The organism is Serratia sp. (in: enterobacteria) (assembly GCF_052400455.1).
Taxonomy (GTDB): Bacteria; Pseudomonadota; Gammaproteobacteria; order Enterobacterales; family Enterobacteriaceae; genus Serratia; species Serratia ureilytica.
Genome location: NZ_CP185812.1, coordinates 636,370 through 660,407 on the forward strand (window position 1 = coordinate 636,370; position 24,038 = coordinate 660,407).

Annotated in this window: 21 protein-coding genes and 1 other annotated feature; of the genes, 15 read left to right on the plus strand and 6 right to left on the minus strand. The window is 59.6% G+C overall.

Going from position 1 to position 24,038, the window contains the following annotated elements:
• The first annotated feature begins 122 nt into the window (after positions 1-122).
• On the plus strand, positions 123-2,051 hold the full coding sequence (sltY, locus tag ACORQT_RS03015) for a murein transglycosylase (protein WP_164057653.1): 1,929 nt from the start codon (positions 123-125) through the stop codon (positions 2,049-2,051).
• A gap of 54 nt (positions 2,052-2,105) precedes the next feature.
• Positions 2,106-2,435 (plus strand): trp operon repressor, encoded by a 330-nt coding sequence (gene trpR / locus ACORQT_RS03020; protein ID WP_016929152.1) that lies wholly within the window; start codon positions 2,106-2,108, stop codon positions 2,433-2,435.
• 11 nt (positions 2,436-2,446) lie between these two features.
• Here trpR and yjjX read toward each other — a convergent pair whose 3' ends face one another.
• Positions 2,447-2,965 (minus strand): inosine/xanthosine triphosphatase, encoded by a 519-nt coding sequence (gene yjjX, locus ACORQT_RS03025; protein WP_033641807.1) that lies wholly within the window; start codon positions 2,963-2,965, stop codon positions 2,447-2,449.
• Between the two features lie 101 nt (positions 2,966-3,066).
• Here yjjX and gpmB point away from each other — a divergent pair, with 101 nt between their 5' ends.
• Positions 3,067-3,714 carry a 2,3-diphosphoglycerate-dependent phosphoglycerate mutase GpmB gene (gpmB, locus tag ACORQT_RS03030; RefSeq protein ID WP_025305227.1) on the plus strand — a complete coding sequence of 216 codons (648 nt, stop codon included), beginning with the start codon at positions 3,067-3,069 and terminating at the stop codon, positions 3,712-3,714.
• Here the strand turns inward: gpmB and robA are convergent.
• Positions 3,711-4,580, minus strand: a complete 870-nt coding sequence (gene robA, locus ACORQT_RS03035; protein WP_033641808.1) for an MDR efflux pump AcrAB transcriptional activator RobA — start codon at positions 4,578-4,580, stop codon at positions 3,711-3,713. The two genes, gpmB and robA, sit on opposite strands and share 4 nt — an antisense overlap.
• A 342-nt stretch (positions 4,581-4,922) precedes the next feature.
• Here robA and creA point away from each other — a divergent pair, with 342 nt between their 5' ends.
• Positions 4,923-5,402: a protein CreA gene (gene creA / locus ACORQT_RS03040; RefSeq protein WP_033641809.1), complete on the plus strand. Its 480-nt coding sequence runs from the start codon at positions 4,923-4,925 to the stop codon at positions 5,400-5,402.
• A gap of 51 nt (positions 5,403-5,453) precedes the next feature.
• Here creA and arcA read toward each other — a convergent pair whose 3' ends face one another.
• Positions 5,454-6,170: a two-component system response regulator ArcA gene (gene arcA, locus ACORQT_RS03045; RefSeq protein ID WP_004933003.1), complete on the minus strand. Its 717-nt coding sequence runs from the start codon at positions 6,168-6,170 to the stop codon at positions 5,454-5,456.
• A 629-nt stretch (positions 6,171-6,799) separates the two neighbouring features.
• Between arcA and ACORQT_RS03050 the strand changes: the two genes are divergently transcribed.
• The 5 genes from ACORQT_RS03050 (at position 6,800) to thrC (ending at position 12,534) form a co-directional block, all read left to right on the plus strand.
• On the plus strand, positions 6,800-7,489 hold the full coding sequence (locus ACORQT_RS03050) for a tRNA/rRNA methyltransferase (RefSeq protein ID WP_033641810.1): 690 nt from the start codon (positions 6,800-6,802) through the stop codon (positions 7,487-7,489).
• Positions 7,490-7,701: 212 nt separating this feature from the next.
• Positions 7,702-7,770 (plus strand): thr operon leader peptide, encoded by a 69-nt coding sequence (thrL, locus tag ACORQT_RS03055; RefSeq protein WP_099785730.1) that lies wholly within the window; start codon positions 7,702-7,704, stop codon positions 7,768-7,770.
• Positions 7,709-7,826: a sequence feature (Thr leader region), on the plus strand. It overlaps the preceding gene by 62 nt.
• A 24-nt stretch (positions 7,827-7,850) precedes the next feature.
• Positions 7,851-10,310, plus strand: a complete 2,460-nt coding sequence (gene thrA, locus ACORQT_RS03060) for a bifunctional aspartate kinase/homoserine dehydrogenase I (RefSeq protein ID WP_164057654.1) — start codon at positions 7,851-7,853, stop codon at positions 10,308-10,310.
• Position 10,311: 1 nt separating this feature from the next.
• Positions 10,312-11,241, plus strand: coding sequence for a homoserine kinase (thrB, locus tag ACORQT_RS03065; RefSeq protein WP_004932993.1), 930 nt, complete (start codon positions 10,312-10,314; stop codon positions 11,239-11,241).
• A gap of 3 nt (positions 11,242-11,244) precedes the next feature.
• Positions 11,245-12,534, plus strand: a complete 1,290-nt coding sequence (thrC, locus tag ACORQT_RS03070; protein WP_164057655.1) for a threonine synthase — start codon at positions 11,245-11,247, stop codon at positions 12,532-12,534.
• A gap of 47 nt (positions 12,535-12,581) precedes the next feature.
• Here thrC and yaaA read toward each other — a convergent pair whose 3' ends face one another.
• The gene (gene yaaA / locus ACORQT_RS03075; protein WP_042785638.1) at positions 12,582-13,358 is read right to left on the minus strand and encodes a peroxide stress protein YaaA; all 777 of its coding nucleotides are present in this window, start codon (positions 13,356-13,358) and stop codon (positions 12,582-12,584) included.
• A 105-nt stretch (positions 13,359-13,463) separates the two neighbouring features.
• Complete coding sequence (locus tag ACORQT_RS03080; RefSeq protein WP_004932985.1) at positions 13,464-14,900, minus strand: alanine/glycine:cation symporter family protein; 1,437 nt, start codon at positions 14,898-14,900, stop codon at positions 13,464-13,466.
• Between the two features lie 384 nt (positions 14,901-15,284).
• Between ACORQT_RS03080 and tal the strand changes: the two genes are divergently transcribed.
• The 3 genes from tal (at position 15,285) to ACORQT_RS03095 (ending at position 18,409) form a co-directional block, all read left to right on the plus strand.
• Positions 15,285-16,238, plus strand: a complete 954-nt coding sequence (gene tal / locus ACORQT_RS03085; protein WP_004932982.1) for a transaldolase — start codon at positions 15,285-15,287, stop codon at positions 16,236-16,238.
• A 151-nt stretch (positions 16,239-16,389) separates the two neighbouring features.
• Positions 16,390-16,977 (plus strand): molybdopterin adenylyltransferase, encoded by a 588-nt coding sequence (gene mog / locus ACORQT_RS03090; RefSeq protein WP_015376607.1) that lies wholly within the window; start codon positions 16,390-16,392, stop codon positions 16,975-16,977.
• Positions 16,978-17,101: 124 nt separating this feature from the next.
• The gene (locus ACORQT_RS03095) at positions 17,102-18,409 is read left to right on the plus strand and encodes an MFS transporter (protein ID WP_033641814.1); all 1,308 of its coding nucleotides are present in this window, start codon (positions 17,102-17,104) and stop codon (positions 18,407-18,409) included.
• Positions 18,410-18,452: 43 nt separating this feature from the next.
• Here ACORQT_RS03095 and satP read toward each other — a convergent pair whose 3' ends face one another.
• A complete protein-coding gene (satP, locus tag ACORQT_RS03100; protein WP_033644189.1) occupies positions 18,453-19,052 on the minus strand; it encodes an acetate uptake transporter in 600 nt (199 codons plus the stop codon).
• Positions 19,053-19,377: 325 nt separating this feature from the next.
• Here satP and dnaK point away from each other — a divergent pair, with 325 nt between their 5' ends.
• The 3 genes from dnaK (at position 19,378) to nhaA (ending at position 23,924) form a co-directional block, all read left to right on the plus strand.
• A complete protein-coding gene (gene dnaK / locus ACORQT_RS03105; protein WP_033641815.1) occupies positions 19,378-21,291 on the plus strand; it encodes a molecular chaperone DnaK in 1,914 nt (637 codons plus the stop codon).
• A gap of 106 nt (positions 21,292-21,397) precedes the next feature.
• Complete coding sequence (gene dnaJ / locus ACORQT_RS03110) at positions 21,398-22,522, plus strand: molecular chaperone DnaJ (RefSeq protein WP_004932969.1); 1,125 nt, start codon at positions 21,398-21,400, stop codon at positions 22,520-22,522.
• A 235-nt stretch (positions 22,523-22,757) separates the two neighbouring features.
• Positions 22,758-23,924, plus strand: coding sequence for a Na+/H+ antiporter NhaA (nhaA, locus tag ACORQT_RS03115; protein WP_033651695.1), 1,167 nt, complete (start codon positions 22,758-22,760; stop codon positions 23,922-23,924).
• Positions 23,925-24,038 lie beyond the last annotated feature (114 nt).

Sequence of the window (24,038 nt, forward strand, 5' to 3'; positions counted from 1 at the left end):
TATGGTAGATATCTGCGTCCGGGCCGTGCGCCCGGTTTTATTTTGTTCTGCGGCGCCGTGGCGCGGCGGTTACCGGGGAGCTGGGCGGCTCCCGCGGCACAATCAGTGAGGAAAGAGCGAGGATGGTCAAGGTGGACAAGCGACGGCTGTTGGCGATGGGGCTGTGCCTGACGGCGTTTTCCGGCGCGGCGCTGGCGGATTCTCTGGATGCGCAACGTCAGCGCTACCAGCAGATCAAGCAGGCGTGGGACGGCAATCAGATGGACGTGGTGGCGCAGCTGATGCCGACGCTGCGCGATTACCCGCTTTATCCTTATCTGGAATACCGCGAGCTGACTCAGGATCTGAGTCAGGTGGGGTTCTCCGAAGTGAACGACTTTATCAAACGCAACCCGACGCTGCCGCCGGCGAAATCGCTGGCGCCACGCTTCGTCAATGAACTGGCGCGGCGCGAAGATTGGCGCACCCTGCTGGCCTTCAGCCCGCAGCCGCCCAAACCGGTGGCGGCACGCTGCAACTATTACTACGCCAAATGGGCTACTGGCGACCAGCAGGCGGCCTGGAGCGGCGCCGACGAGCTGTGGCTGAACGGCAAAACGCTGCCGAGCGCCTGCGATCGGCTGTTCAGCGTCTGGCGCGGCGCAGGCAAGCAAACGCCGCTCGATATTCTGGCGCGCATGAAGCTGGCGCTGAAAGAGGGCAACAGCTCGCTGGTCAGCAACCTCTACAGCCAACTGCCGGCCGACTATCAAACCATGGGCAACGCTCTGGTGCGCTTGCAAAACGATCCGACCACCGTGGAAGCCTTCGCCCGCAGCGTAGGACCGACCGACTTTACCCGTGCCGCCACCGGCATCGCCTTTGAGCGCCTGGCGCGGCAGGATGTGGAAAACGCGCGGGCGATGATCCCGACGCTCGCGCGGCTACAGAAAATGAGCGACGAGGAGCGGCTGGGGCTGGAAGAGGCGGTGGCCTGGCGCCTGATGGGCAGCGACGCTACCTATGAACAGGCGCAGTGGCGCGATCAGGTGATTCTGCGCAGCCGTTCGCCTTCGCTGCTGGAGCGTCGGGTGCGCATGGCGCTGGGCAACGGCGATCGGCAGGGCGTCGCGACCTGGCTGGCTCGCTTGCCGGAAGAGTCGCGCAACAAGGATGAGTGGCGCTACTGGCGCGCCAGTCAGCTGATGGACGAAGGCAAACGCGCCGAAGGTGAGGAGATGTTGCGCAACCTGATGACCGAACGCGGCTTCTATCCGATGGTGGCGGCGCAGAAGCTGAACGCAACCTATCCGGTGATGGTGGCGGTGGCGGCCAAGCCGCGCGCGTCGCTGACCGACGGGCCGGAAGTGGCCCGAGTGCGCGAGCTGATGTACTGGAATATGGACAACCTGGCCCGCAGCGAGTGGGGTTCCTATGTCGCCAGCCGCAGCCGGCCTGAGCAAGAGGCGCTGGCGCGTTACGCCTTTGAGCAAAAATGGGCCGATCTGAGCGTACAGGCGACCATCGTCGGCAAGCTGTGGGATCATCTGGAAGAGCGTTTCCCGGTCGCCTGGCCGCAGGAGTTCCGCCGCGCCACCGATGACAAGGGGATCACCAGCAGCTATGCGATGGCGATCGCGCGTCAGGAGAGCGCCTGGAATCCGAAGGCGCAGTCGCCGGTCGGCGCCTCCGGCCTGATGCAGGTCATGCCGCGCACCGCGCAGCATACGGTGCAGATGTACAATATTCCCGGCTATGTCGGGCCGAGCCAATTGTTCGATCCGCAGACCAACATCACCATCGGCACCAGCTATCTGGAGTCGGTCTATCAGCAGTTCGGCCGCAACCGCATTCTGTCGAGCGCCGCTTATAACGCCGGCCCGTCGCGAGTGAACACCTGGCTGGGCAACAGCGCGGGGCGGATCGATCCGGTAGCGTTCATCGAAAGCATTCCGTTCTCGGAAACCCGCGGCTACGTCAAGAACGTGCTGGCTTACGATGCGTTTTACCGCTATCTGACGCACCGGCCGGCCAAGGTGCTGACCGACGCCGAGTGGCAGAGACGTTATTGATTTTGACGGCCCTATGGTATGCTGCTGTACTAGTTAAATAGTATGGTGGCTGCCATGACGCAATTATCGTTAAACGACCCCGCTCTTTCAGAACAAGGCAATGAGGATTGGCTGCGCTTCGTCGCGCTGCTGCAGAATTCGTTTGCGCAAGAACTGCATCAACCGCTGTTGCAATTGATGCTGACGCCGGACGAGCGCACCGCGCTGGGCACCCGGGTGCGGATCATTCAGGAACTGATGCGCGGCGAGATGAGCCAGCGCGAGCTGAAAAATGAACTGGGCGCGGGGATCGCCACCATCACCCGCGGTTCTAACAGCCTGAAAGCGGCTTCACCCGCGCTGAAACAGTGGCTTGAGCAGCAGTTGCTGCACGACGCGCCCTAGCAGACTCTGCGTTATTGCTGATAGATGGCGTTGTGAAACGGCACCAGCGCCAGCAGCAGCGCCTGATGATAAACGCTGGTGCGGCTCAGCCGGCCGTCGGTGAAGACGCCGATGGCGCCGCCCTGGCGCTTCACCTCGGCGTTGCCGGTGATCGTCGCCATTTCGCTGCCCAATTCGCGGCCTTCGCGAATACCTTGTAAGATGACTTCCGGCAGCATCAGGCTCGCCGAGCGGGATTCACCGCGGATGGACGGGTTCTCGATGGTCATCCAGGCGAAGGTCATATTCTCTTCAATCCCGGCTTCCACGCCGACCCAAAAATCGGCCTCGGGCCTGACCTGGCGCGCTTCCATCACGCGTTGACGCGCACCGGTGCGCGTTTCGTGATTGCCTATCGGCTGCAGCGAAACGCCGCTGGCGACGTCGACGGGTTCAATGCGGTATTGGCCTGCGCCGAAGACGTCATCGAAGGCCAATTGAATAGCCTTGATCTTTGCCGGGTTGGTAGTTGCAGCGACAACATGGTACATAACGGGTTTGATATCCTTCTGGCCGATACGCCGGGCAGCGGCAAAAGCGCCGCCGGGCCGGGGATAAACGCAAATTTCACGCAGTATAACGGAAAACAAAAATGTTACAGGTATACCTCGTTCGCCACGGCGAAACGGAATGGAATGCGGCTCGCCGCATCCAGGGTCAGTCCGACAGCCCGTTAACCGCCATGGGGGAACACCAGGCCCGTCTGGTCGCCAGGCGCGTCAGCAAAGAAGGCATTACGCATATCATTACCAGCGACCTGGGGCGCACGCGCCGCACCGCGCAGATCATCGCCGAAGCCTGTGGCTGCGAAGTGATTGGCGATCCGCGTTTGCGTGAGCTGCACATGGGGGTTCTGGAAGAACGCCTGATCGACAGTTTGACGCCGCAGGAAGAACAGTGGCGCAAACAGATGGTCGATGGTACTCCTGACGGCCGTATCCCTCAAGGCGAATCCATGGAGGAGCTGGGCGAGCGCATGCGCGCTGCGCTGGAGAGCTGCCTGATGCTGCCGGAGGGCAGCAAGCCGCTGCTCGTCAGCCATGGCATCGCGTTGGGGTGTTTGATCAGTACGGTGCTCGGGCTGCCGGCCTATGCGGAACGTCGCCTGCGCTTGCGCAACTGCTCACTGTCGCGCGTCGATCACCAGCAGAGCCCGTGGCTGGCTTCCGGCTGGATCGTCGAAACGGCGGGCGATGTCACGCATCTGGACATGCCCGCGTTGGACGAACTGCAGCGTTAACGTCGAATCGGGATCAGGTAATCGCACTTGATCTCGGTAGGCGCCTGATGCGGACGGCGCTCGCCTTTCGGGTAGAAGCGCTCGATGTCGTGCCCTTTGCGGCGCGTCAGTTTGAGCTCCGGCAGGCAAGTGCCGTAGACCGTCAGGATAAAGTCCTGCAGGCCTCCGATGGGCCCTTCATAGCTGAACATTGCAAATTCGCCGCCCGGCAGCACCAGCGGTTGAACTTCCTGCACTTTATCAGGCACCTGATCCGGCTCCAGCGCCGTGGTGTACAGCACTTCCTGTTCGTCGTCCTTCTCCTGGCTCGGACGCGAGTGGTGCAACCCGTACAGCACCGGCGGCAAGGTTTCGACTTCGCCGAGGAACTGGCGCCAGAACTGCGAGCGCAGCTCGGTGCGCACGGTGGTGATCTGTTCCAGCGTGCAGGAGTAGCTTTGGGTCAGGCCGACCAGATGCTTATCCGGCAACGAGAGGAACTCGGGCTGCGGCAGAGTGAAGGCCCCCAGACGGATCGGCGGGCAGATGCCGAACGCGTTCCAGTCTTCGGCGCGGCGGTACAGCGCCGGCGTTTGCGCAAACTGTTTCTTGAAGGCGCGCGTGAAGGTCTGCTGCGAGTCGAAGCGATATTGCAGAGCGATATCCAAAATCGGCCGGCTGGTCAGGCGCAGCGCGACGGCGGCCTTGGACAGCCTTCTTGCCCGGATGTAAGCACCGATGGCATTACCGGTAATATCTTTGAACATCCGTTGCAGGTGCCATTTGGAGTAGCCAGCCTTGGCCGCCACGTTATCCAGCGACAAGGGTTGGTCCAAATGGCTTTCCAGCCAGCTAAGCAGATCACGAATGATACCGGCTTGATCCATAGAACTTCCTCGTAAAGCTTGGGGGTAGGAACCCGAACTGTTGATTCGTCACGCTGGTGCTGCGCTATCAGACCGATCCATGAGCCATTATGGGTTGCACTCTTTGCCTCTGCTGCGCATGCCGCGCCAGAGTTGGATTGGGGTACACCGTAGTGGGCGCAAAGAAATAACGACGCCGCATCATAGCAATTTTTTTCCTCCGCGACTCTCAAAGATTTTTGTCACGCTCTGTGCTAAAACGGACGGTGCGGACCCGTAAAAACCCGATTCCGTGAGCTTAGACATAAATAATGGTGATCGCCGAGCCCATTTTCGCGGCAAGGTTATATCGGAGTTAAGTAAATGAAAAAAAGCTGGATATTTTTATTCGGTTTGGTTTGCGCAACCGTGGGAAGCGCACAGGCGGAGCAAGTGGGTTCCGTTGATACGGTGTTTAAATTGTTGGGGCCGGACCACAAAATCGTGGTCGAAGCGTTCGACGATCCGGATGTTAAAAATGTAACTTGTTATATCAGCCGCGCCAAAACCGGCGGCATCAAAGGCGGGCTGGGGCTGGCGGAAGATACCGCCGACGCGGCCATTTCCTGCCAGCAGGTCGGGCCTATCGAGCTGAGCGACAAGATCAAAAACGGCAAGGCGGAAGGCGATGTGGTGTTCCAGAAACGCACGTCGCTGGTGTTCAAGAAGCTGCAGGTGGTGCGCTTCTACGATGCCAAACGCAATTCGCTGATCTACCTGAGCTACTCCGACAAGGTGATCGACGGCTCGCCGAAGAATGCGCTGAGCGCGGTGCCGATCATGCCGTGGGCTGAGGCAAAATAAAAAAACGGGGTTCAGCATGCTGAACCCCGTTTTCATGACGGCAGGCTGGAATTACTCTTCCAGATCGCCGCAGAAGCGGTAGCCTTCGCCGTGGATGGTGGCGATGATTTCCGGCGTGTCCGGCGTCGATTCGAAGTGCTTGCGAATGCGACGGATGGTGACGTCCACGGTGCGGTCATGCGGCTTCAGCTCGCGGCCGGTCATCTTCTTCAGCAGTTCGCCGCGGGACTGGATCTTGCCCGGGTTTTCGCAGAAGTGCAGCATGGCGCGGAATTCGCTGCGCGGCAGCTTGTACTGTTCGCCGGCCGGGCTGATCAAAGAGCGGCTGTTGATGTCCAGCTCCCACCCGTTGAACTTGTAGCTCTCGACCAGGCGGCGCTCTTCGCCGAGGCTGCCCAGATTCATGGTGCGCGACAGCAGGTTGCGCGCGCGGATGGTCAGCTCACGCGGGTTGAACGGTTTGGTGATGTAATCGTCGGCGCCGATTTCCAGGCCGAGGATTTTATCCACCTCGTTATCGCGGCCGGTCAGGAACATCAAGGCGACGCTGGCCTGTTCACGCAGTTCGCGCGCCAACAGCAGGCCGTTTTTGCCTGGCAGATTGATGTCCATGATGACCAGATTGATATCATTTTCAGACAGGATATTGTGCATCTCTGCACCATCATTGGCTTCATGAACAATGTAGCCTTCCGCCTCGAAAATGCTCTTCAGGGTGTTACGAGTGACTAACTCGTCTTCGACAATCAGAATGTGCGGGGTCTGCATATTTGCTACCTAAAATTGCCAACAAAATAGAAAATAGGAAGTACAGAAGTCTCTGTTTTCTTAGAGGAGGGCAGAGATAGCGCCACGTTCCCTCTCAGCAAATGACTAAAGTACGTAAACTCGTTCTTGATGCACTTTCCATCTCATGTCAACAAGATCGCTAGCCTGGTGGGGATGCCGTTCCCTACAACCCCTTGGGTGCCAAAACGGCGCATATCCTAACCCCATTAACAGCAATATAACAGCGCGTGCCGAATTCATCACCCAACAAAACTACGCTTTGTTGACATATATCAAATTCAATTGTAGCACGTTAACAGATTTGTGAAAAACACTTACAGAAATGCCAGTTTAAGTCACAGAACCTCAAATTCTGTGAACGATTCAGCATTATCCGGCCTGATAGGATACAATTATTCGCTTATTGATCATCGCGTTGTTTTAACTCATTGATAAATAAATGCAGTAAAACATAAGCATGAATAATGACTATTACGACAGGTTTATTAGCTCAACGAGCCGTTTAATCTTGTTTGTTGCTATTAACGCGTTTATTGTTACGCAATTGTAAATACATGCGGGCGCTGCGCTATCGTCAAAAACGCAGGCCCGCCTTCGGTGGAAGAGTGATGCAGCTTCATATTGTTCTAGTGGCTCCGGCGCGGCCGGAAAACGTCGGCGCGGCGGCGCGCGCGATGAAAACCATGGGTTTCGCTTCGTTGCGCATCGTCGACAGCGAGGCGCATCTGCAGCCGGCGGCGCGCTGGGTGGCGCATGGGGCCGGCGAGATCCTCGACGGCGTGCAAACGTTCGCCACGCTGGAACAGGCGCTGGCGGATGTGGATTTCACCGTCGCCACCACCGCCCGCAGTCGCGCGCGTTTTCACTACTACTGCACGCCGCCTGAGCTGCTGGAACAGCTGAGTGAGCGTAAGCAGTGGGTCGGCCAGGCCGCGCTGGTATTCGGCCGCGAGGATTCCGGCCTGACCAACGAAGAGCTGGCGCTGGCGGATTTGCTGACCGGCGTGCCGATGCAGGCGGACTATCCGTCGCTCAACCTGGGCCAGGCGGTGATGGTATACTGCTACCAGTTGGCGAGCCTGATGGGCGTCAACGCCGCGCCGCAGGAGGCTGCGGCGCCTGAAGGGCAACTCAGGGCGTTGCGCCGCCGCGCCGATGCTTTGTTGGATGCCCTGGAGGTCGGCGATGACCAAAAATTGCGCGACTGGCTGCACCAGCGCCTCGGTGCGTTGCCGCAGCGAGATACGGCGATGCTGCATACGCTGCTGCACGACATCGAAAAAAAACTCGCCAAGTGATAGCGGCTCCAGCAGGCGGTTACTCAGTGTGATCCACTATTAAACCGGCTTTAGGTTGTTTTTTTGTTCTGTCATTTTGCTTTTCACCTGTTGCATCGCGCATTACGGCCGCTGAACGGAAAATAAGCAAAAAAAAGAAATCGTTTGACTTGGGATAGCGATTGCTTTAACCAATAGAGGGGACAGAGTATTTCATGAGACAGACAGACAACATGCGCAATATCAGCCTGACTACCACAATTATTACCACCACCGATACCACAGGTAACGGGGCGGGCTGACGCGCACAGGAAACACAGAAAAAAGCCCGCACCTAATCAGTGCGGGCTTTTTTTTCGGCTTAAATTCGGAGAGATCACAAATGCGAGTGCTGAAATTTGGCGGAACCTCGGTAGCGAATGCGGAACGTTTTCTGCGCGTCGCCGACATCATGGAGAGTAACGCGCGTCAGGGACAGGTAGCCACGGTCTTGTCCGCCCCCGCAAAGATCACCAACCATCTGGTGGCGATGATCGACAAAACGGTGGCGGGCCAGGACATTCTGCCGAATATGAGCGACGCCGAGCGGATCTTTGCCGACCTGCTGAGCGGGCTGGCGCAGGCGCTGCCGGGCTTTGAATACGATCGTTTGAAAGGCGTGGTCGATCAGGAATTCGCGCAGCTCAAACAGGTGCTGCATGGCGTCTCGCTGCTGGGGCAGTGCCCGGACAGCGTGAACGCGGCGATCATCTGCCGTGGCGAAAAGCTCTCCATCGCCATCATGGAAGGGGTGTTCCGCGCCAAAGGCTATCCGGTCACGGTGATTAACCCGGTGGAGAAACTGCTGGCGCAGGGCCACTACCTGGAGTCCACCGTGGACATCGCCGAGTCTACGCTGCGTATCGCCGCCGCGGCGATCCCGGCCGATCACATCGTGCTGATGGCCGGTTTCACCGCCGGTAACGACAAGGGCGAGCTGGTGGTGCTGGGCCGCAACGGCTCCGACTATTCCGCCGCGGTGCTGGCCGCCTGCCTGCGCGCTGACTGTTGCGAGATCTGGACCGACGTCGACGGCGTTTATACCTGCGATCCGCGCACCGTGCCGGACGCCAGGTTACTGAAATCGATGTCGTACCAGGAAGCGATGGAGCTTTCCTATTTTGGCGCCAAAGTGTTACACCCCCGCACCATCACTCCGATTGCCCAGTTCCAAATCCCTTGCCTGATTAAAAACACCTCCAACCCGCAGGCCCCCGGCACGCTGATCGGCAAAGACAGCACCGATGCCGATATGCCGGTGAAGGGCATCACCAACCTGAACAACATGGCGATGATCAACGTCTCCGGCCCGGGCATGAAAGGCATGGTCGGCATGGCCGCACGGGTCTTCGCCGTGATGTCGCGCGCCGGCATTTCGGTGGTGCTGATCACCCAATCCTCTTCCGAATACAGCATCAGCTTCTGCGTGCCGCAGGGTGAACTGCAGCGCGCTCGTCGCGCGCTGGAAGAGGAGTTCTATCTGGAGCTGAAAGACGGCGTGCTGGATCCGCTGGACGTGATGGAACGCCTGGCGATCATCTCGGTGGTCGGCGACGGCATGCGCACCCTGCGCGGCATTTCCGCACGCTTCTTCTCCGCGCTGGCGCGCGCCAACATCAATATCGTCGCCATTGCCCAAGGATCTTCCGAACGTTCCATTTCGGTGGTGGTCAGCAATGATTCCGCCACCACCGGCGTGCGCGTCAGCCACCAGATGCTGTTCAACACCGATCAGGTGATCGAAGTGTTCGTCATCGGCGTCGGCGGCGTCGGTGGGGCGCTGATCGAGCAGATCTATCGCCAGCAGCCGTGGCTGAAGCAAAAACATATCGATCTGCGGGTGTGCGGCATCGCCAACTCGCGCGTGATGCTGACCAATGTGCACGGCATCGCGCTGGACAGCTGGCGCGACGCGCTGGCCGGCGCGCAGGAGCCGTTCAATCTCGGCCGTCTGATCCGGCTGGTGAAGGAGTATCACCTGCTGAACCCGGTGATCGTCGACTGTACCTCCAGCCAGGCGGTGGCCGATCAGTACGTGGACTTCCTGGCGGACGGCTTCCATGTGGTGACGCCGAACAAAAAGGCCAACACCTCGTCGATGAACTATTATCAGCAGCTGCGCGCGGCCGCCGCCGGTTCGCACCGCAAGTTCCTGTACGACACCAACGTCGGCGCCGGTTTGCCGGTGATTGAGAACCTGCAAAACCTGCTGAACGCCGGCGATGAACTGGTGCGTTTCTCCGGCATCCTGTCCGGCTCGCTGTCCTTTATCTTCGGCAAGCTGGACGAAGGGCTGTCGCTGTCGGCGGCGACCCTGCAGGCTAGGGCCAACGGCTACACCGAGCCGGATCCGCGCGACGATCTGTCCGGTATGGACGTGGCGCGCAAGCTGCTGATCCTGGCGCGCGAGGCCGGTTACAAGCTGGAGCTGAGCGATATTGAGGTCGAGCCGGTGCTGCCGCCGTCCTTCGACGCGTCGGGCGACGTGGACCATTTCCTGGCGCGGTTGCCGGAGCTGGATAAAGAGTTCGCGCGCAACGTGGCCAACGCCGCCGAGCAAGGCAAGGTGCTGCGCTATGTCGGCCTGATCGACGAAGGGCGCTGTAAGGTGCGCATTGAGGCGGTGGACGGCAACGATCCGTTGTATAAAGTGAAGAACGGCGAGAACGCGCTGGCCTTCTACAGCCGTTATTATCAGCCGCTGCCGCTGGTGCTGCGCGGCTACGGCGCCGGTAACGATGTGACCGCAGCGGGCGTGTTCGCCGATCTGCTGCGCACACTGTCATGGAAGTTGGGAGTTTAATATGGTTAAAGTGTATGCACCGGCCTCGATCGGCAACGTCAGCGTCGGTTTCGACGTGCTGGGCGCGGCGGTTTCGCCGATCGACGGCACGCTGCTGGGCGACTGTGTCAGCGTCGAAGCCGCCGAGACGTTCAGTTTGCAGAATGCCGGGCGCTTCGTCAGCAAGCTGCCGGCCGAGCCGAAAGAGAACATCGTTTATCAATGCTGGGAGCGCTTCTGCCAGGAGATCGGCCGCGAAGTGCCGGTGGCGATGCGTTTGGAAAAGAACATGCCGATCGGATCGGGGCTGGGTTCCAGCGCCTGTTCGGTGGTCGCCGGGCTGATGGCGATGAACGAATTCTGCGATCGCCCGTTGGATAAGACGACGCTGCTCGGCCTGATGGGCGAGCTGGAAGGGCGCATTTCCGGCAGCGTGCATTACGACAACGTGGCGCCTTGCTATCTGGGCGGCCTGCAGCTGATGCTGGAAGAAGAAGGCATTATCAGCCAGGAGGTGCCGTGCTTTGACGATTGGCTGTGGGTTATGGCCTATCCGGGCATCAAAGTGTCCACCGCCGAAGCGCGCGCCATTTTACCCGCGCAATACCGTCGTCAGGATTGCATCAGCCACGGCCGCTACCTGGCCGGCTTTATTCACGCCTGCCATACCCGGCAGCCGCAGCTGGCCGCCAAATTGATGCAGGACGTGATCGCCGAACCGTACCGCACCCGGCTGCTGCCGGGCTTCGCCGAAGCGCGCAAGGCGGCGCAGGAGATCGGCGCGTTGGCCTGCGGCATCTCCGGCTCTGGCCCGACGCTGTTCGCCGTCTGCAATGACGGCGCCACCGCGCAACGCATGGCCGCCTGGCTGCAACAACACTATCTGCAAAACGACGAAGGTTTTGTTCATATTTGCCGTCTGGATACCGCAGGCGCTCGACTACTGGGATAACGCATGAAACTGTACAACCTTAAGGATCACAACGAGCAGGTCAGCTTCGCGCAGGCGATCAAACAAGGCCTGGGCAAGCAACAGGGGCTGTTCTTCCCGCTGGATCTGCCGGAGTTCGAACTGACCGAAATCGACCAACTGCTGGAGCAGGACTTTGTCACCCGCAGCAGCCGCATTCTGTCGGCCTTTATCGGCGAAGAGGTGCCGGAAACGGCGCTGAAGAAACGCGTGCAGGCCGCCTTTGAGTTCCCGGCGCCGGTGGCGAAAGTGACCGATGACGTCTCCTGCCTGGAGCTGTTCCACGGCCCGACGCTGGCGTTCAAAGACTTCGGCGGCCGCTTTATGGCGCAGATGCTGGCGGAAGTGGCCGGCGAGCAGCCGGTGACCATTCTGACCGCCACCTCCGGCGACACCGGCGCCGCCGTGGCGCACGCCTTCTACGGCCTGAAAAATGTACGGGTAGTGATCCTGTATCCGCAGGGCAAAATCAGCCCGCTGCAGGAAAAGCTGTTCTGCACCCTGGGCGGCAACATTCACACCGTGGCGATCGACGGCGACTTCGATGCTTGTCAGGCGCTGGTGAAGCAGGCGTTCGACGATCAGGAATTGAAAGACGCGCTGCACCTGAACTCGGCCAACTCGATTAACATCAGCCGTTTACTGGCGCAGATTTGCTACTACTTCGAAGCGGTGGCGCAGCTGCCGCAGGAAGCGCGCAATCAACTGGTGATTTCGGTGCCGAGCGGCAACTTCGGCGATCTGACCGCCGGGCTGCTGGCCAAATCGCTGGGCCTGCCGGTGAAGCGCTTCATCGCCGCCACCAACGCCAACGACACCGTGCCGCGCTTCCTGACCAGCGGCCAGTGGCAGCCGCACGCTACGGTCGCGACGCTGTCCAACGCCATGGACGTCAGCCAGCCGAACAACTGGCCGCGCGTGGAAGAGCTGTTCCGTCGCAAGGTCTGGCAGTTGAAGGAGCTGGGTCACGCGGCGGTCAGCGACGAGACCACCAAAGACACGATGCGTGAGCTGGCCGAGCTGGGCTATATCTCCGAACCGCACGCGGCCATCGCCTACCGTGCGCTGCGTGACCAATTGCAGGAAGGGGAGTTCGGCCTGTTCCTCGGCACCGCGCATCCGGCCAAGTTTAAAGAGAGTGTGGAAGCGATACTCGGCCAGGAACTGCCGTTGCCGAAAGCGCTGGCGCTGCGGGCTGAGCTGCCGCTGCTGTCGCACACGCTGCCGGCCAACTTCGGCGAACTGCGCAAGTTCCTGATGGGGCTGCCGGCCTGAAGTTCGGCAGGGTAAAATGCGAAAAGCCGTCTTGCGACGGCTTTTTTTTATGCCTGCTCCGGGCGTTTGAACACCAGTTCATTGCCTTGCGAGGCGGCTTCGTCGAAGGCGTAGCCTTCCAGGTTGAAGTCCGCCAGCTGCTCGCTGCGCGTCAGGCGGTTTTTGATGATAAAGCGGCTCATCAACCCGCGCGCTTTCTTGGCGTAGAAGCTGATGACCTTGAACTTGCCGTTCTTCTCGTCGAGGAACACCGGTTTGATCAGCGAGCCGTGCAGCTTGGCCGGCTTCACCGCTTTGAAATACTCGTCTGACGCCAGGTTGACCACCACGTCGTCGCCCTGTTGCTCCAGCGCTTCGTTGAGCTTTTTGGTGATCTGATCGCCCCAGAAGCTGTACAGATCTTTGCCCTTCGGGTTTTCCAGCTTGATGCCCATCTCCAGCCGGTACGGCATCATCAGATCGAGCGGGCGCAGTACGCCATACAGGCCGGACAGCATGCGCAGATGCTGCTGGGCGAAGTCGAAATCGTCTTCGTTGAAGTCCTGCGCCTGCAGGCCGGTATATACGTCGCCCTTGAACGCCAGCAGCGCCTGACGGGCGTTGTCCGGGGTAAATGTCGGTTGCCATTCGCTAAAGCGCGCGGCGTTCAGCCCGGCCAGCTTGTCGCTGATGCTCATCAGGCTGGCGATTTGCGCCGGCGTCAGCTCGCGGCAAATGTTGATAAGCTGCTTAGACTTGCTCAGCAGTTCGGGCTGCGTGAAGCGTTTTGTCGCCAGCGGGCTGTCGTAATCGAGCGTTTTTGCAGGTGAAATAATAACGAGCATGGCCAGATCCTGTTTATCCAAGTGCGCATACTGTAGCAAAAAGCGCGGGAAAAAGGGGCTATCGGTCCAATAGGCGGGGCGCGCATCGCACGCGCCCCGGAATACTCAGCGCGGCGGCTGCTTGTCGTCCCACACGCCCGGCTCCAGCTGCGATTTCAGCTCCGGGTAACGGTTGGCGTCGAAGGTCGGCAGCTTGCCCAGGCGGCGCTGGCGATGGTAGTCGTCGGCCAGCTTCAGCGCGACCCGCGACAGCAGCAAGATAGCCGTCAGGTTGGTGATCGCCATCAGCGCCATGGAGGTATCCGCCATTTTCCACACCAGCGGCAGCTCCGCCAGCGCGCCGAACATCACCATGCCCAGCGCCACGCAGCGGAAAATCAACAGGCCGCCCGGGTGGTTGTGCTCGAGGAACACCAGATTGCTCTCGGCATAGGCGTAGTTGGCGATGATCGACGTAAAGGCGAAGAAGAAGATGGCGATGGCGACGAACGGAGTCCCCCAACTGCCGACGGCGGTCGACAGCGCGCGCTGGGTCAGATCGATGCCGCTGATGCTGTCGGTCGGCTGATCGAGAATGCCGGAAGAGAGGATGATCGCCGCGGTGGCGCTGCAGATGACGATGGTGTCGATAAATACCCCGAGCATCTGCACGTAGCCCTGTGAAGCGGGATGCGGCGGATAAGGCGAGGCGGACGCCGCCGCGTTGGGCGCCGATCCCATGCCGGCTTCATTGGAGAACAGGCCGCGCTGCACGCCCTGGGTCATCGCCTGGGAGATACCGTAACCGACGGCGCCGGCCGCGGCTTCCTGCAGGCCGAAGGCGCTTTTGAAGATCAGCGTCAGGATCGCCGGCATGTGCTCGATGTTATGGCCAATCACCCAGAGAGCCAGCAGCAGGTAGGCGCCGGCCATCAGCGGCACCACCAGCTCGGCCACTTTGGCGATGGAGCGGATGCCGCCGAAGATCACCACGCCGCTCAGCAGCACCAGGCCAATACCGACGTGCAGCGGCTGTAAATGGAAGGCGACGGCGGAGGCCTGCGCGATGGAGTTGGCCTGTACGGCGTTGAACACCAGGCCGAAAGCGATGATCAGGAAAATGGAGAACAGCACGCCCATCCAGCGCATGCCGAGTCCCTTTTCCATGTAATAGGCCGGGCCGCCGCGGTAGTTGCCGTTGTCGTCTTTGGTTTTGTAGAGCTGAGCCAGCGAGCTCTCCACAAATGACGTGGCCATGCCGATAAACGCCACCACCCACATCCAGAAGATGGCGCCGGGGCCGCCGGCGGTCAGGGCGATGGCGACGCCGGTCAGGTTGCCGGTGCCGACGCGCGCCGCCAGCGTGGTGCACAGCGCCTGGAAAGAGGAGATGCCGGCGCTGTCGCTTTTATTGCTGTTTTTCAACACCGAGAACATGTGGCTGAAGTGGCGGAGCTGGATAAAACGGGTGCGCAGCGTGAAGTAAATGCCGGTGCCGAGCAGCAGATAAATCAGCACCGACCCCCACAAAATGTTGTTTATAAAATTCATCAGGTCCGTCAAGGGATCCCTCCTCCTTATCGAAATGTCATGCGCACCTGGCAGCATCCACCGCAGGTGAGAAATATTGGCCTATTTTTTACAAGAGCTTAGCTGGAATCGGTCCGGCGTCAGACGATTAAGATTTTTCGCAGATTAGCGGACGAATTGCATCAATTTTTTCGAATTTAACATAATTTATTCGGGCAATAGCACGTTATTGCCTTTCCATCCGCTCGGTAATGGCGAAAGATATCGGCGTAAACGGTTGCTCGCCCAAGGATAAAACAGATGCTTGCGCGCCGCGGTTTTCCAGCCTTGCACCGGGCTTGGCGCATGTTATTATCAGGGCAGGGCATGGTTGAACAATGCCAAAAGTTCATGCACAAACGATGAGATAATGCCAACATGACCGACAAATTAACTTCCCTGCGCCAGCTGACTACAGTGGTTGCAGATACGGGTGATATCGCGGCAATGAAGCTGTATCAACCGCAGGACGCCACAACCAACCCTTCGCTGATCCTCAATGCAGCCCAAATTCCTGAATACCGCAAACTGATTGACGAAGCCATCGCCTGGGCGCGCGGCCAGAGCAGCGATCGCGAGCAGCAGATCGCCGACGCCGCCGACAAGCTGGCGGTCAACATCGGTCTGGAGATCCTCAAACTGGTTCCGGGCCGCATCTCCACCGAGGTTGACGCGCGTCTGTCTTACGACACCGTCGCCAGCGTGGCCAAGGCCAAGCGCCTGATCAAGCTGTACAACGAAGCCGGCATCAGCAACGATCGCATTCTGATCAAACTGGCCTCGACCTGGCAGGGCATCCGCGCGGCGGAGCAGCTGGAGAAAGAAGGCATCAACTGTAACCTGACGCTGCTGTTCTCCTTCGCTCAGGCTCGCGCCTGCGCCGAAGCCGGCGTTTACCTGATCTCGCCGTTCGTCGGCCGTATCCTCGATTGGTACAAAGCCAACGGCGACAAGAAAGAGTTCGCACCGCACGAAGATCCGGGCGTGATCTCCGTGACCGAGATTTACCAGTACTACAAACAACACGGTTACAACACCGTGGTGATGGGCGCCAGCTTCCGCAACGTCGGCGAAATCATCGAGCTGGCCGGCTGCGACCGCCTGACCATCGCCCCTGCGCTGCTGAAAGAGCTGGCGGAGAGCGAAGGCGCGCTGGAGCGCAAACTGTCTTACACCGGTGAAGTGAAGGCGCGTCCTGCCGCACTGACCGAACCTGAGTTCTACTGGCAGCACAACCAGGATCCGATGGCGGTCGAGAAACTGACCGACGGCATCCGCAAGTTCGCCGTAGACCAGGGCAAACTGGAAAAAATGATCGCCGACCTGCTGTAATTCCCGCAGATCGCGCAGTAAAAAGGTGGCTCAGGCCACCTTTTTTTATGCCCGACGCTCCCGCCAGCGAGGGAAGCCCTTATACTCTCGGCAATGACAACAGAACGGGAGACGAACCCGTTCGGACCCCATCAGGCTGTAGAGGTTACGCATGGATATTTTACGTATTGGTTTGGTTTCCGTTTCTGACCGCGCTTCCGGCGGCGTTTACCAGGATAAAGGCATTCCGGCGCTGGAGGAGTGGCTGGCCGGCGCGTTGGCGACGCCGTTCAAGCTGGAAACCCGGCTGATCCCCGATGAGCAGACGCAAATTGAGCAAACGCTGTGTGAGCTGGTGGACGAAATGGGCTGCCATCTGGTGCTGACCACCGGCGGCACCGGGCCGGCGCGTCGCGACGTCACCCCTGACGCCACGCTGGCGATCGCCGATCGCGTGATGCCCGGTTTCGGCGAGCAAATGCGTCAGATCAGCCTACACTATGTGCCAACGGCAATTCTTTCTCGCCAGGTGGGGGCGATCCGCAAGCAGGCGCTGATCATCAATCTGCCCGGCCAGCCAAAGTCGATCAAGGAAACGCTGGAAGGGGTGAAGGACGAGCAGGGCAATGCGGTGGTGCACGGCATCTTCGCCAGCGTGCCTTATTGCATTCAGTTGCTCGACGGGCCTTATGTCGAAACGCATGCCGCAGTGGTAGCAGCATTTCGGCCAAAGAGCGCGCGTCGCGAGATAAACCTCTAAATTTCAGTAATCTGCGAGATCGGCTTCAGCCCGTTTGGTGTGAAAATAATTTGCCGCTATAGTAAGGATTCTTTTACAGAAAGCCTGCGGCTTTTATTTTTACAGCCTTTACCGACGGTGCCCTATGCCTCACGACACTAATCGCCGGCTGAACCGGCAAGACTACAAAACGCTGACGTTGGCCGCGTTGGGCGGCGCGTTGGAGTTTTACGACTTCATCATCTTCGTATTCTTCGCCGCCGTGGTCGGCGATCTGTTCTTCCCGGCGGACATGCCGGAATGGCTGCGGCTGGTGCAAACCTTCGGCATTTTCGCCGCCGGCTATCTGGCCCGCCCGCTGGGCGGCATCGTGATGGCGCACTTCGGCGATCTGGTCGGCCGCAAAAAGATGTTTACCCTGAGCATTCTGCTGATGGCGTTGCCGACGCTGGCGATGGGCCTGCTGCCGACCTACGCCAGCATCGGCATCGCCGCGCCGCTGTTGCTGCTGCTGATGCGCGTGCTGCAGGGGGCGGCGATCGGCGGTGAGGTGCCGGGCGCCTGGGTCTTCGTCGCCGAACACGTGCCGCGCCGGCGCATCGGTTTCGCCTGCGGCACGCTGACCGCCGGGCTGACGGTGGGCATTCTGCTGGGATCGGTGGTGGCGACGGTGATCAACACCACGCTTAGCCCGCAGAGCATTGCCGGCGGCGGCTGGCGCATTCCATTCCTGCTTGGCGGCATGTTCGGCCTGGTGGCGATGTACCTGCGCCGCTGGCTGCAGGAAACACCGATCTTCATCGAGATGCAGGCGCGCAAAGCGCTGGCCGAGGAGCTGCCGCTGAAATCGGTGGTGCTCAACCACAAACGGGAAGTGGCGGTGTCGATGCTGCTGACCTGGCTGCTCTCCGCCGGTATCGTGGTGGTGATCCTGATGACCCCGACCTATCTGCAAAAACAGTTCGGCATTGCGCCGGCTCTGACGCTGCAGGCCAACAGCATCGCCACCATCATGCTGATCGCCGGCTGCATCGTCGCCGGTTTGTCGGCCGATCGCTTCGGCGCCAGCAAAACGCTGGTGGTCGGCAGTTTGCTGCTGGCCGGCTGCAGCTGGCTGTTCTATCAGACGGTGGGCGTACGCCCGGAAATGCTGTTCGCCTGCTATGCGCTGGTGGGTTTCAGCGTAGGCGTGGTGGGGGCCGTGCCGTACGTGATGGTGCGGGCTTTCCCGGCGGAAGTGCGGTTTACCGGCATCTCGTTCTCATATAACGTCTCGTACGCTATTTTTGGCGGTTTAACCCCTATTTTTGTGACGCTGATCATGAAATTAACCCCGTTAGCGCCCGCTTACTATGTGCTGGCGCTGTCGCTTATCGGGCTGCTGCTCGGTGTCTACCTGCATCGCGACCTGAACAGCGAAGCCGGCGAGCGGCGAGCCGGTTCCTACAGCTAAAAAAAGCCCTGCATTGCAGGGCTTTTTCGTCAGGGGCGGGCGATTACGCCGTGACCGGCGATGCCGCGACGCGGGCCGAGGCCGGTTCGCCAATCGGCAGCACGGTGCGGCCGTATTGCTCGTTGAGCACTTCGGCCATCGCCAGGTAGATGGCGCTGGCGCCGCAGATGATGCCCTCATAACCGGCGAAGGTCAGCAACGCGTGGTTGCCGGTGATGTTGCCGACGGCCAGCAGGGCGAACAGCAGCGTCAGGCTGGCGAACACGAACTGCAGCACGCGGTTGGCGCCGAGGGTGCCGAAGAACATGAACAGGGTGAAGACGCCCCACAGCGCCAGGTAGATGCCCAGCACGTGCGCCTCGGTGGCTTCCGCCAGGCCCAAACGCGGCAGCAGCAGCAGGCCGACCAGGCTCAGCCAGAAGCTGCCGTAGGCGGTGAATGCGGTCATGCCGAAGGTGTTGCCCTTCTTGTACTCCAGCAGACCGGCCAGGATCTGGGCCAGGCCACCGAAGAAAATCCCCATGCTGATGATGGCGGAGTTCAGTGGGAAAAAGCCCGCGTTGTGCAGGTTCAGCAAGACGGTGGTCATCCCGAAGCCCATCAGGCCGAGAGGGCCGGGATTCGCCAACTTGTTGGTGTGCATAAGTCCTCTGCGATAACAGAAAATTAACGGAAACAGCGAAGTAAAATCATAAATGGTCTGAATGGCCAAAAAATCGAAGTTTTCCATCAGAGCGCGCGCATCATAATGATCCCCGCAGCCGGAAACAATGATCTGAATGACGATAAAAAAAGAAATTTTTTTTGCCTTGCCCCTTGATGCCGAGCTGGATGGCCCCATCTTATTTGCAACCGCAGCTGCTAACCGCGGGTCGCACTGAGATATCGGGCAGTTGAAAAGCAAAAAATCGCCCGCATATAGGTTAGCAACCTGACTGACTTATGAATTTTTTAGTGGAGACGTTTAGATGGGCAAAATTATTGGTATCGACCTGGGTACTACCAACTCTTGCGTAGCAATTATGGATGGTGCCAAGGCACGCGTGCTGGAAAACGCCGAGGGCGACCGCACCACTCCTTCTATTATCGCATATACCCAGGACGGTGAAACTCTGGTTGGCCAGCCGGCTAAGCGTCAGGCAGTGACCAACCCTGAAAACACCCTGTTCGCCATCAAGCGCCTGATCGGCCGCCGCTTCCAGGATGAAGAAGCGCAGCGCGACAAAGCGATCATGCCTTACAAAATCATCGAAGCCGATAACGGCGACGCCTGGCTGGAAGTGAAAGGCCAGAAAATGGCTCCGCCGCAGATCTCTGCGGAAGTGCTGAAGAAAATGAAGAAAACGGCGGAAGATTACCTGGGCGAACCGGTAACTGAAGCGGTTATCACCGTACCGGCTTACTTCAACGACGCCCAGCGTCAGGCGACTAAAGACGCCGGCCGCATCGCGGGTCTGGAAGTCAAGCGCATCATCAACGAACCGACCGCGGCGGCTCTGGCCTACGGCCTGGACAAAGAAGTCGGCAACCGCACCATCGCGGTTTATGACCTGGGCGGCGGTACTTTCGATATCTCCATCATCGAAATCGACGACGTTGACGGCGAAAAAACCTTCGAAGTGCTGGCGACCAACGGTGACACCCACCTGGGCGGCGAAGACTTCGACAGCCGTCTGATCAACTACCTGGTGGAAGAGTTTAAGAAAGATCAGGGCATCGATCTGCGCAACGATCCGCTGGCGATGCAGCGTCTGAAAGAAGCCGCCGAGAAAGCGAAGATCGAACTGTCTTCCGCTCAGCAGACCGACGTTAACCTGCCGTACATCACGGCAGACGCGACCGGTCCAAAACACATGAACATCAAAGTGACTCGCGCCAAACTCGAGTCGCTGGTTGAAGATTTGGTGGCGCGCTCCATCGAGCCGCTGAAAGTGGCGCTGAAAGACGCAGGCCTGTCGGTTTCCGACATCCAGGACGTGATCCTGGTGGGCGGCCAGACCCGTATGCCAATGGTGCAGAAGAAAGTCGCAGACTTCTTCGGCAAAGAGCCGCGTAAAGACGTGAACCCGGACGAAGCGGTTGCCGTGGGCGCTGCGGTACAGGGCGGCGTGTTGGCCGGTGATGTGAAAGACGTTCTGCTGCTGGACGTTACCCCGCTGTCGCTGGGTATCGAAACCATGGGCAGCGTGATGACGCCGCTGATCACCAAAAACACCACGATCCCGACCAAGCACAGCCAGGTGTTCTCTACTGCGGAAGACAACCAGTCTGCGGTCACCATCCACGTGCTGCAGGGTGAGCGTAAGCGCGCCAGCGATAACAAATCTCTGGGCCAGTTCAACCTGGACGGCATCCAGGCGGCACCGCGCGGCATGGCGCAGATCGAAGTCACCTTCGACATCGATGCCGACGGCATCCTGCACGTGTCTGCCAAAGACAAGAACACCGGTCGTGAGCAGAAGATCACCATCAAGGCGTCTTCTGGTCTGAACGAGGACGAAATCCAGAAAATGGTGCGCGACGCCGAGCTGAACGCTGAAGCTGACCGCAAGTTCGAAGAGCTGGTACAGACTCGCAACCAGGCGGATCACCTGATCCACGGCACGCGCAAACAGCTGGAAGAAGCGGGCGACAAACTGCCGGCGGAAGACAAAACGGCGATCGAAGCGGCGCTGAAAGATCTGGAAGCGGCGGTGAAAGGCGAAGATAAAGCCGAGATCGAAGCGAAGACCCAGGCGTTGGTGCAGGTTTCCGGCAAGCTGCTGGAAATGGCTCAGGCGCAGCAGGCTCAGCAGGGTGCTGACGCCGGCGCGGACAACGCGGCGCAGAAAGAAGACGACGTGGTTGACGCCGAGTTCGAAGAAGTTAAAGACAAAAAATAATCGCCCTTAAGCGGGCACGGGGCGGCGGAGATGCCGCTCCCGGAAACCAGCACGGGCGTCGAGGCAACTCTGCGCCCGTGCACGCATGTTAAGGGTAAGCGAAAGAATGGCGAAGAAAGACTATTACGAGATTCTCGGCGTCAGCAAGACGGCGGATGAACGTGAGATCAAAAAGGCGTACAAACGCCTGGCGATGAAATACCATCCTGACCGCAACCAGGAACAAGACGCCGAAACCAAGTTTAAAGAAGTTAAAGAAGCTTACGAAGTCCTGACCGACGACCAGAAACGCGCGGCTTACGATCAGTACGGGCACGCGGCCTTTGAACAGGGCGGCATGGGCGGCGGCGGCTTTGGCGGCGGCGCCGACTTCAGCGATATCTTTGGCGACGTGTTTGGCGACATCTTCGGCGGAGGCCGCCGTCAGCGCGCCAGCCGCGGTTCCGATCTGCGCTATAACATGGAGCTGACCCTCGAGGAAGCGGTACGTGGCGTCACCAAAGAGATCCGCATCCCGACGCTGGAAGAGTGCGACGTCTGCCACGGCAGCGGCGCCAAGCCGGGCAGTTCGCCGGTCACCTGCCCAACCTGTCATGGTCAGGGCCAGGTGCAGATGCGTCAGGGCTTCTTCACCGTGCAGCAGGCGTGTCCGCATTGCCATGGCCGCGGTCAGATCATCAAAGATCCGTGCAACAAATGCCATGGCCACGGCCGGGTAGAAAAATCCAAAACGCTGTCGGTGAAAATTCCGGCCGGGGTGGATACCGGCGATCGCATCCGCTTGGCGGGTGAAGGCGAAGCCGGCGAGCACGGCGCACCGGCGGGCGATCTGTACGTTCAGGTGCAGGTGAAGGCGCACCCGATCTTCGAGCGTGAAGGCAACAACCTGTACTGCGAAGTGCCGATCAACTTTGCCATGGCGGCGTTGGGCGGCGAGATTGAAGTGCCGACGCTGGATGGCCGGGTGAAACTGAAGGTGCCTTCGGAGACCCAAACCGGCAAGCTGTTCCGCATGCGCGGCAAGGGCGTGAAATCGGTGCGCGGCGGCAGCCAGGGCGACCTGCTGTGTCGCGTGGTGGTGGAAACCCCGGTCAATCTGAACGACAAGCAGAAGCAGCTGTTGCGTGAGCTGGAAGAGAGCCTGGGCGGCCCGTCCGGCGACAAGAACAGCCCGCGTTCGAAGAGCTTCTTCGACGGGGTGAAAAAGTTCTTTGACGATCTGACTCGCTAACCTTCTGTTTCTGTTAGCTTATGCGCGAACCCCGGGCTTCTGTCCCGGGGTTTTTATTTGCGCGCCAAACCGCTAATCCCTTATATAAATGTGACTTATTCGTGCTTTTAATCGGTTTTTTCGAGCTGTTTAGCATTTATAAACTTATTTTTTCGAACTAAAACGCCCTCTATACTCACTTCATGACTGTGCTTCGCAGGGCGCTACGCCTTGCTCAGATTTGGAGAGACGTATTGTGACCAACATCATTCGTCAATTTTTACGTCAGGAAGCCGCGGGCGGCATCATCCTGATCGCGGCGGCGATCGTCGCCCTGATCATGGCCAACAGCCCGGCGCAGGGGATCTACCAGGCATTCCTTAACCTGCCGGTGATGGTGAAGGTAGCTTCGCTGGAGATCGCCAAGCCGCTGCTGCTGTGGATCAACGACGGGCTGATGGCCATCTTCTTCCTGGTGGTGGGGCTCGAGGTCAAGCGCGAGCTGATGCAAGGCTCGCTGTCCGGGCGTGACAAGGCGGTGTTTCCGGCGATCGCCGCACTGGGCGGCATGCTGGCGCCGGCGCTGATTTACCTGTTGTTCAACGGCGCGGATGAAGTTACCCGCCAGGGTTGGGCGATCCCGGCCGCGACCGATATCGCCTTCGCGCTGGGCGTCATGGCCTTGCTGGGCAACCGCGTGCCGACCAGCCTGAAAGTGTTCCTGTTGGCGCTGGCGATCATCGACGACCTGGGCGTGATCATCATCATCGCGCTGTTCTACACCCACGAAGTGTCGATGATAGCGCTGGGCGTGGCGGCCGCGGCGACGGTGCTGCTGGCGGTGATGAACTGGCGCGGCGTGGGCAAAACCTCGTTGTATATGATGGTCGGCCTGGTGTTGTGGGTGGCGATCCTCAAGTCCGGGGTGCATGCGACGCTGGCCGGGGTGATCGTCGGCTTTATGATCCCGCTGAACGTCAAGAAGGGGCCATCGCCGTCGGAAACGCTGGAGCATGAGCTGCACCCGTGGGTCGCGTTCATGATCCTGCCGCTGTTCGCTTTCGCCAACGCCGGGGTCTCTCTGCAGGGCGTATCGCTGGAAGGATTGACGTCGCTGCTGCCGGTTGGGATTGCGGCCGGTCTGTTTATCGGCAAGCCGCTGGGGATTTTCCTCTTCAGCCTGCTGGCGGTGAAAATGGGCATCGCCCGCTTGCCTGAAGGGATCGGCTTCAAACAGGTGTTTGCCGTTTCGGTGCTCTGTGGTATTGGTTTCACCATGTCGATTTTCATCGCCTCGCTGGCGTTCGGCGAGGCCGATGCGGCGCTCAGCACCTATTCCCGTCTGGGGATCCTGTTGGGCTCCACCGCCGCGGCGGTGGCGGGGTACGGATTACTGCGTCTGGCGTTGCCGCGCGTGCGTTAATCCTGCCGGTGCCCGGCAGGGGCGCACAATAAAATGGCTGGTCGGAGCTGTGCGGTATAAAATATGTGCAGCTTCGGCCGTTCTTCGTTGGGACTAATGGGGCTATACGTTGTC

What these genes read in the sequence shown, in the direction of transcription:
- sltY (WP_164057653.1), top strand. Translation starts at nt 123, where the DNA reads ATGGTCAAGGTGGACAAGCGACGGCTGTTGGCGATGGGGCTGTGCCTG.
- trpR (WP_016929152.1), top strand. Translation starts at nt 2,106, where the DNA reads ATGACGCAATTATCGTTAAACGACCCCGCTCTTTCAGAACAAGGCAAT.
- yjjX (WP_033641807.1), bottom strand. Translation starts at nt 2,965, where the DNA reads ATGTACCATGTTGTCGCTGCAACTACCAACCCGGCAAAGATCAAGGCT.
- gpmB (WP_025305227.1), top strand. Translation starts at nt 3,067, where the DNA reads ATGTTACAGGTATACCTCGTTCGCCACGGCGAAACGGAATGGAATGCG.
- robA (WP_033641808.1), bottom strand. Translation starts at nt 4,580, where the DNA reads ATGGATCAAGCCGGTATCATTCGTGATCTGCTTAGCTGGCTGGAAAGC.
- creA (WP_033641809.1), top strand. Translation starts at nt 4,923, where the DNA reads ATGAAAAAAAGCTGGATATTTTTATTCGGTTTGGTTTGCGCAACCGTG.
- arcA (WP_004933003.1), bottom strand. Translation starts at nt 6,170, where the DNA reads ATGCAGACCCCGCACATTCTGATTGTCGAAGACGAGTTAGTCACTCGT.
- ACORQT_RS03050 (WP_033641810.1), top strand. Translation starts at nt 6,800, where the DNA reads ATGCAGCTTCATATTGTTCTAGTGGCTCCGGCGCGGCCGGAAAACGTC.
- thrA (WP_164057654.1), top strand. Translation starts at nt 7,851, where the DNA reads ATGCGAGTGCTGAAATTTGGCGGAACCTCGGTAGCGAATGCGGAACGT.
- thrB (WP_004932993.1), top strand. Translation starts at nt 10,312, where the DNA reads ATGGTTAAAGTGTATGCACCGGCCTCGATCGGCAACGTCAGCGTCGGT.
- thrC (WP_164057655.1), top strand. Translation starts at nt 11,245, where the DNA reads ATGAAACTGTACAACCTTAAGGATCACAACGAGCAGGTCAGCTTCGCG.
- yaaA (WP_042785638.1), bottom strand. Translation starts at nt 13,358, where the DNA reads ATGCTCGTTATTATTTCACCTGCAAAAACGCTCGATTACGACAGCCCG.
- tal (WP_004932982.1), top strand. Translation starts at nt 15,285, where the DNA reads ATGACCGACAAATTAACTTCCCTGCGCCAGCTGACTACAGTGGTTGCA.
- mog (WP_015376607.1), top strand. Translation starts at nt 16,390, where the DNA reads ATGGATATTTTACGTATTGGTTTGGTTTCCGTTTCTGACCGCGCTTCC.
- ACORQT_RS03095 (WP_033641814.1), top strand. Translation starts at nt 17,102, where the DNA reads ATGCCTCACGACACTAATCGCCGGCTGAACCGGCAAGACTACAAAACG.
- satP (WP_033644189.1), bottom strand. Translation starts at nt 19,052, where the DNA reads ATGCACACCAACAAGTTGGCGAATCCCGGCCCTCTCGGCCTGATGGGC.
- dnaK (WP_033641815.1), top strand. Translation starts at nt 19,378, where the DNA reads ATGGGCAAAATTATTGGTATCGACCTGGGTACTACCAACTCTTGCGTA.
- dnaJ (WP_004932969.1), top strand. Translation starts at nt 21,398, where the DNA reads ATGGCGAAGAAAGACTATTACGAGATTCTCGGCGTCAGCAAGACGGCG.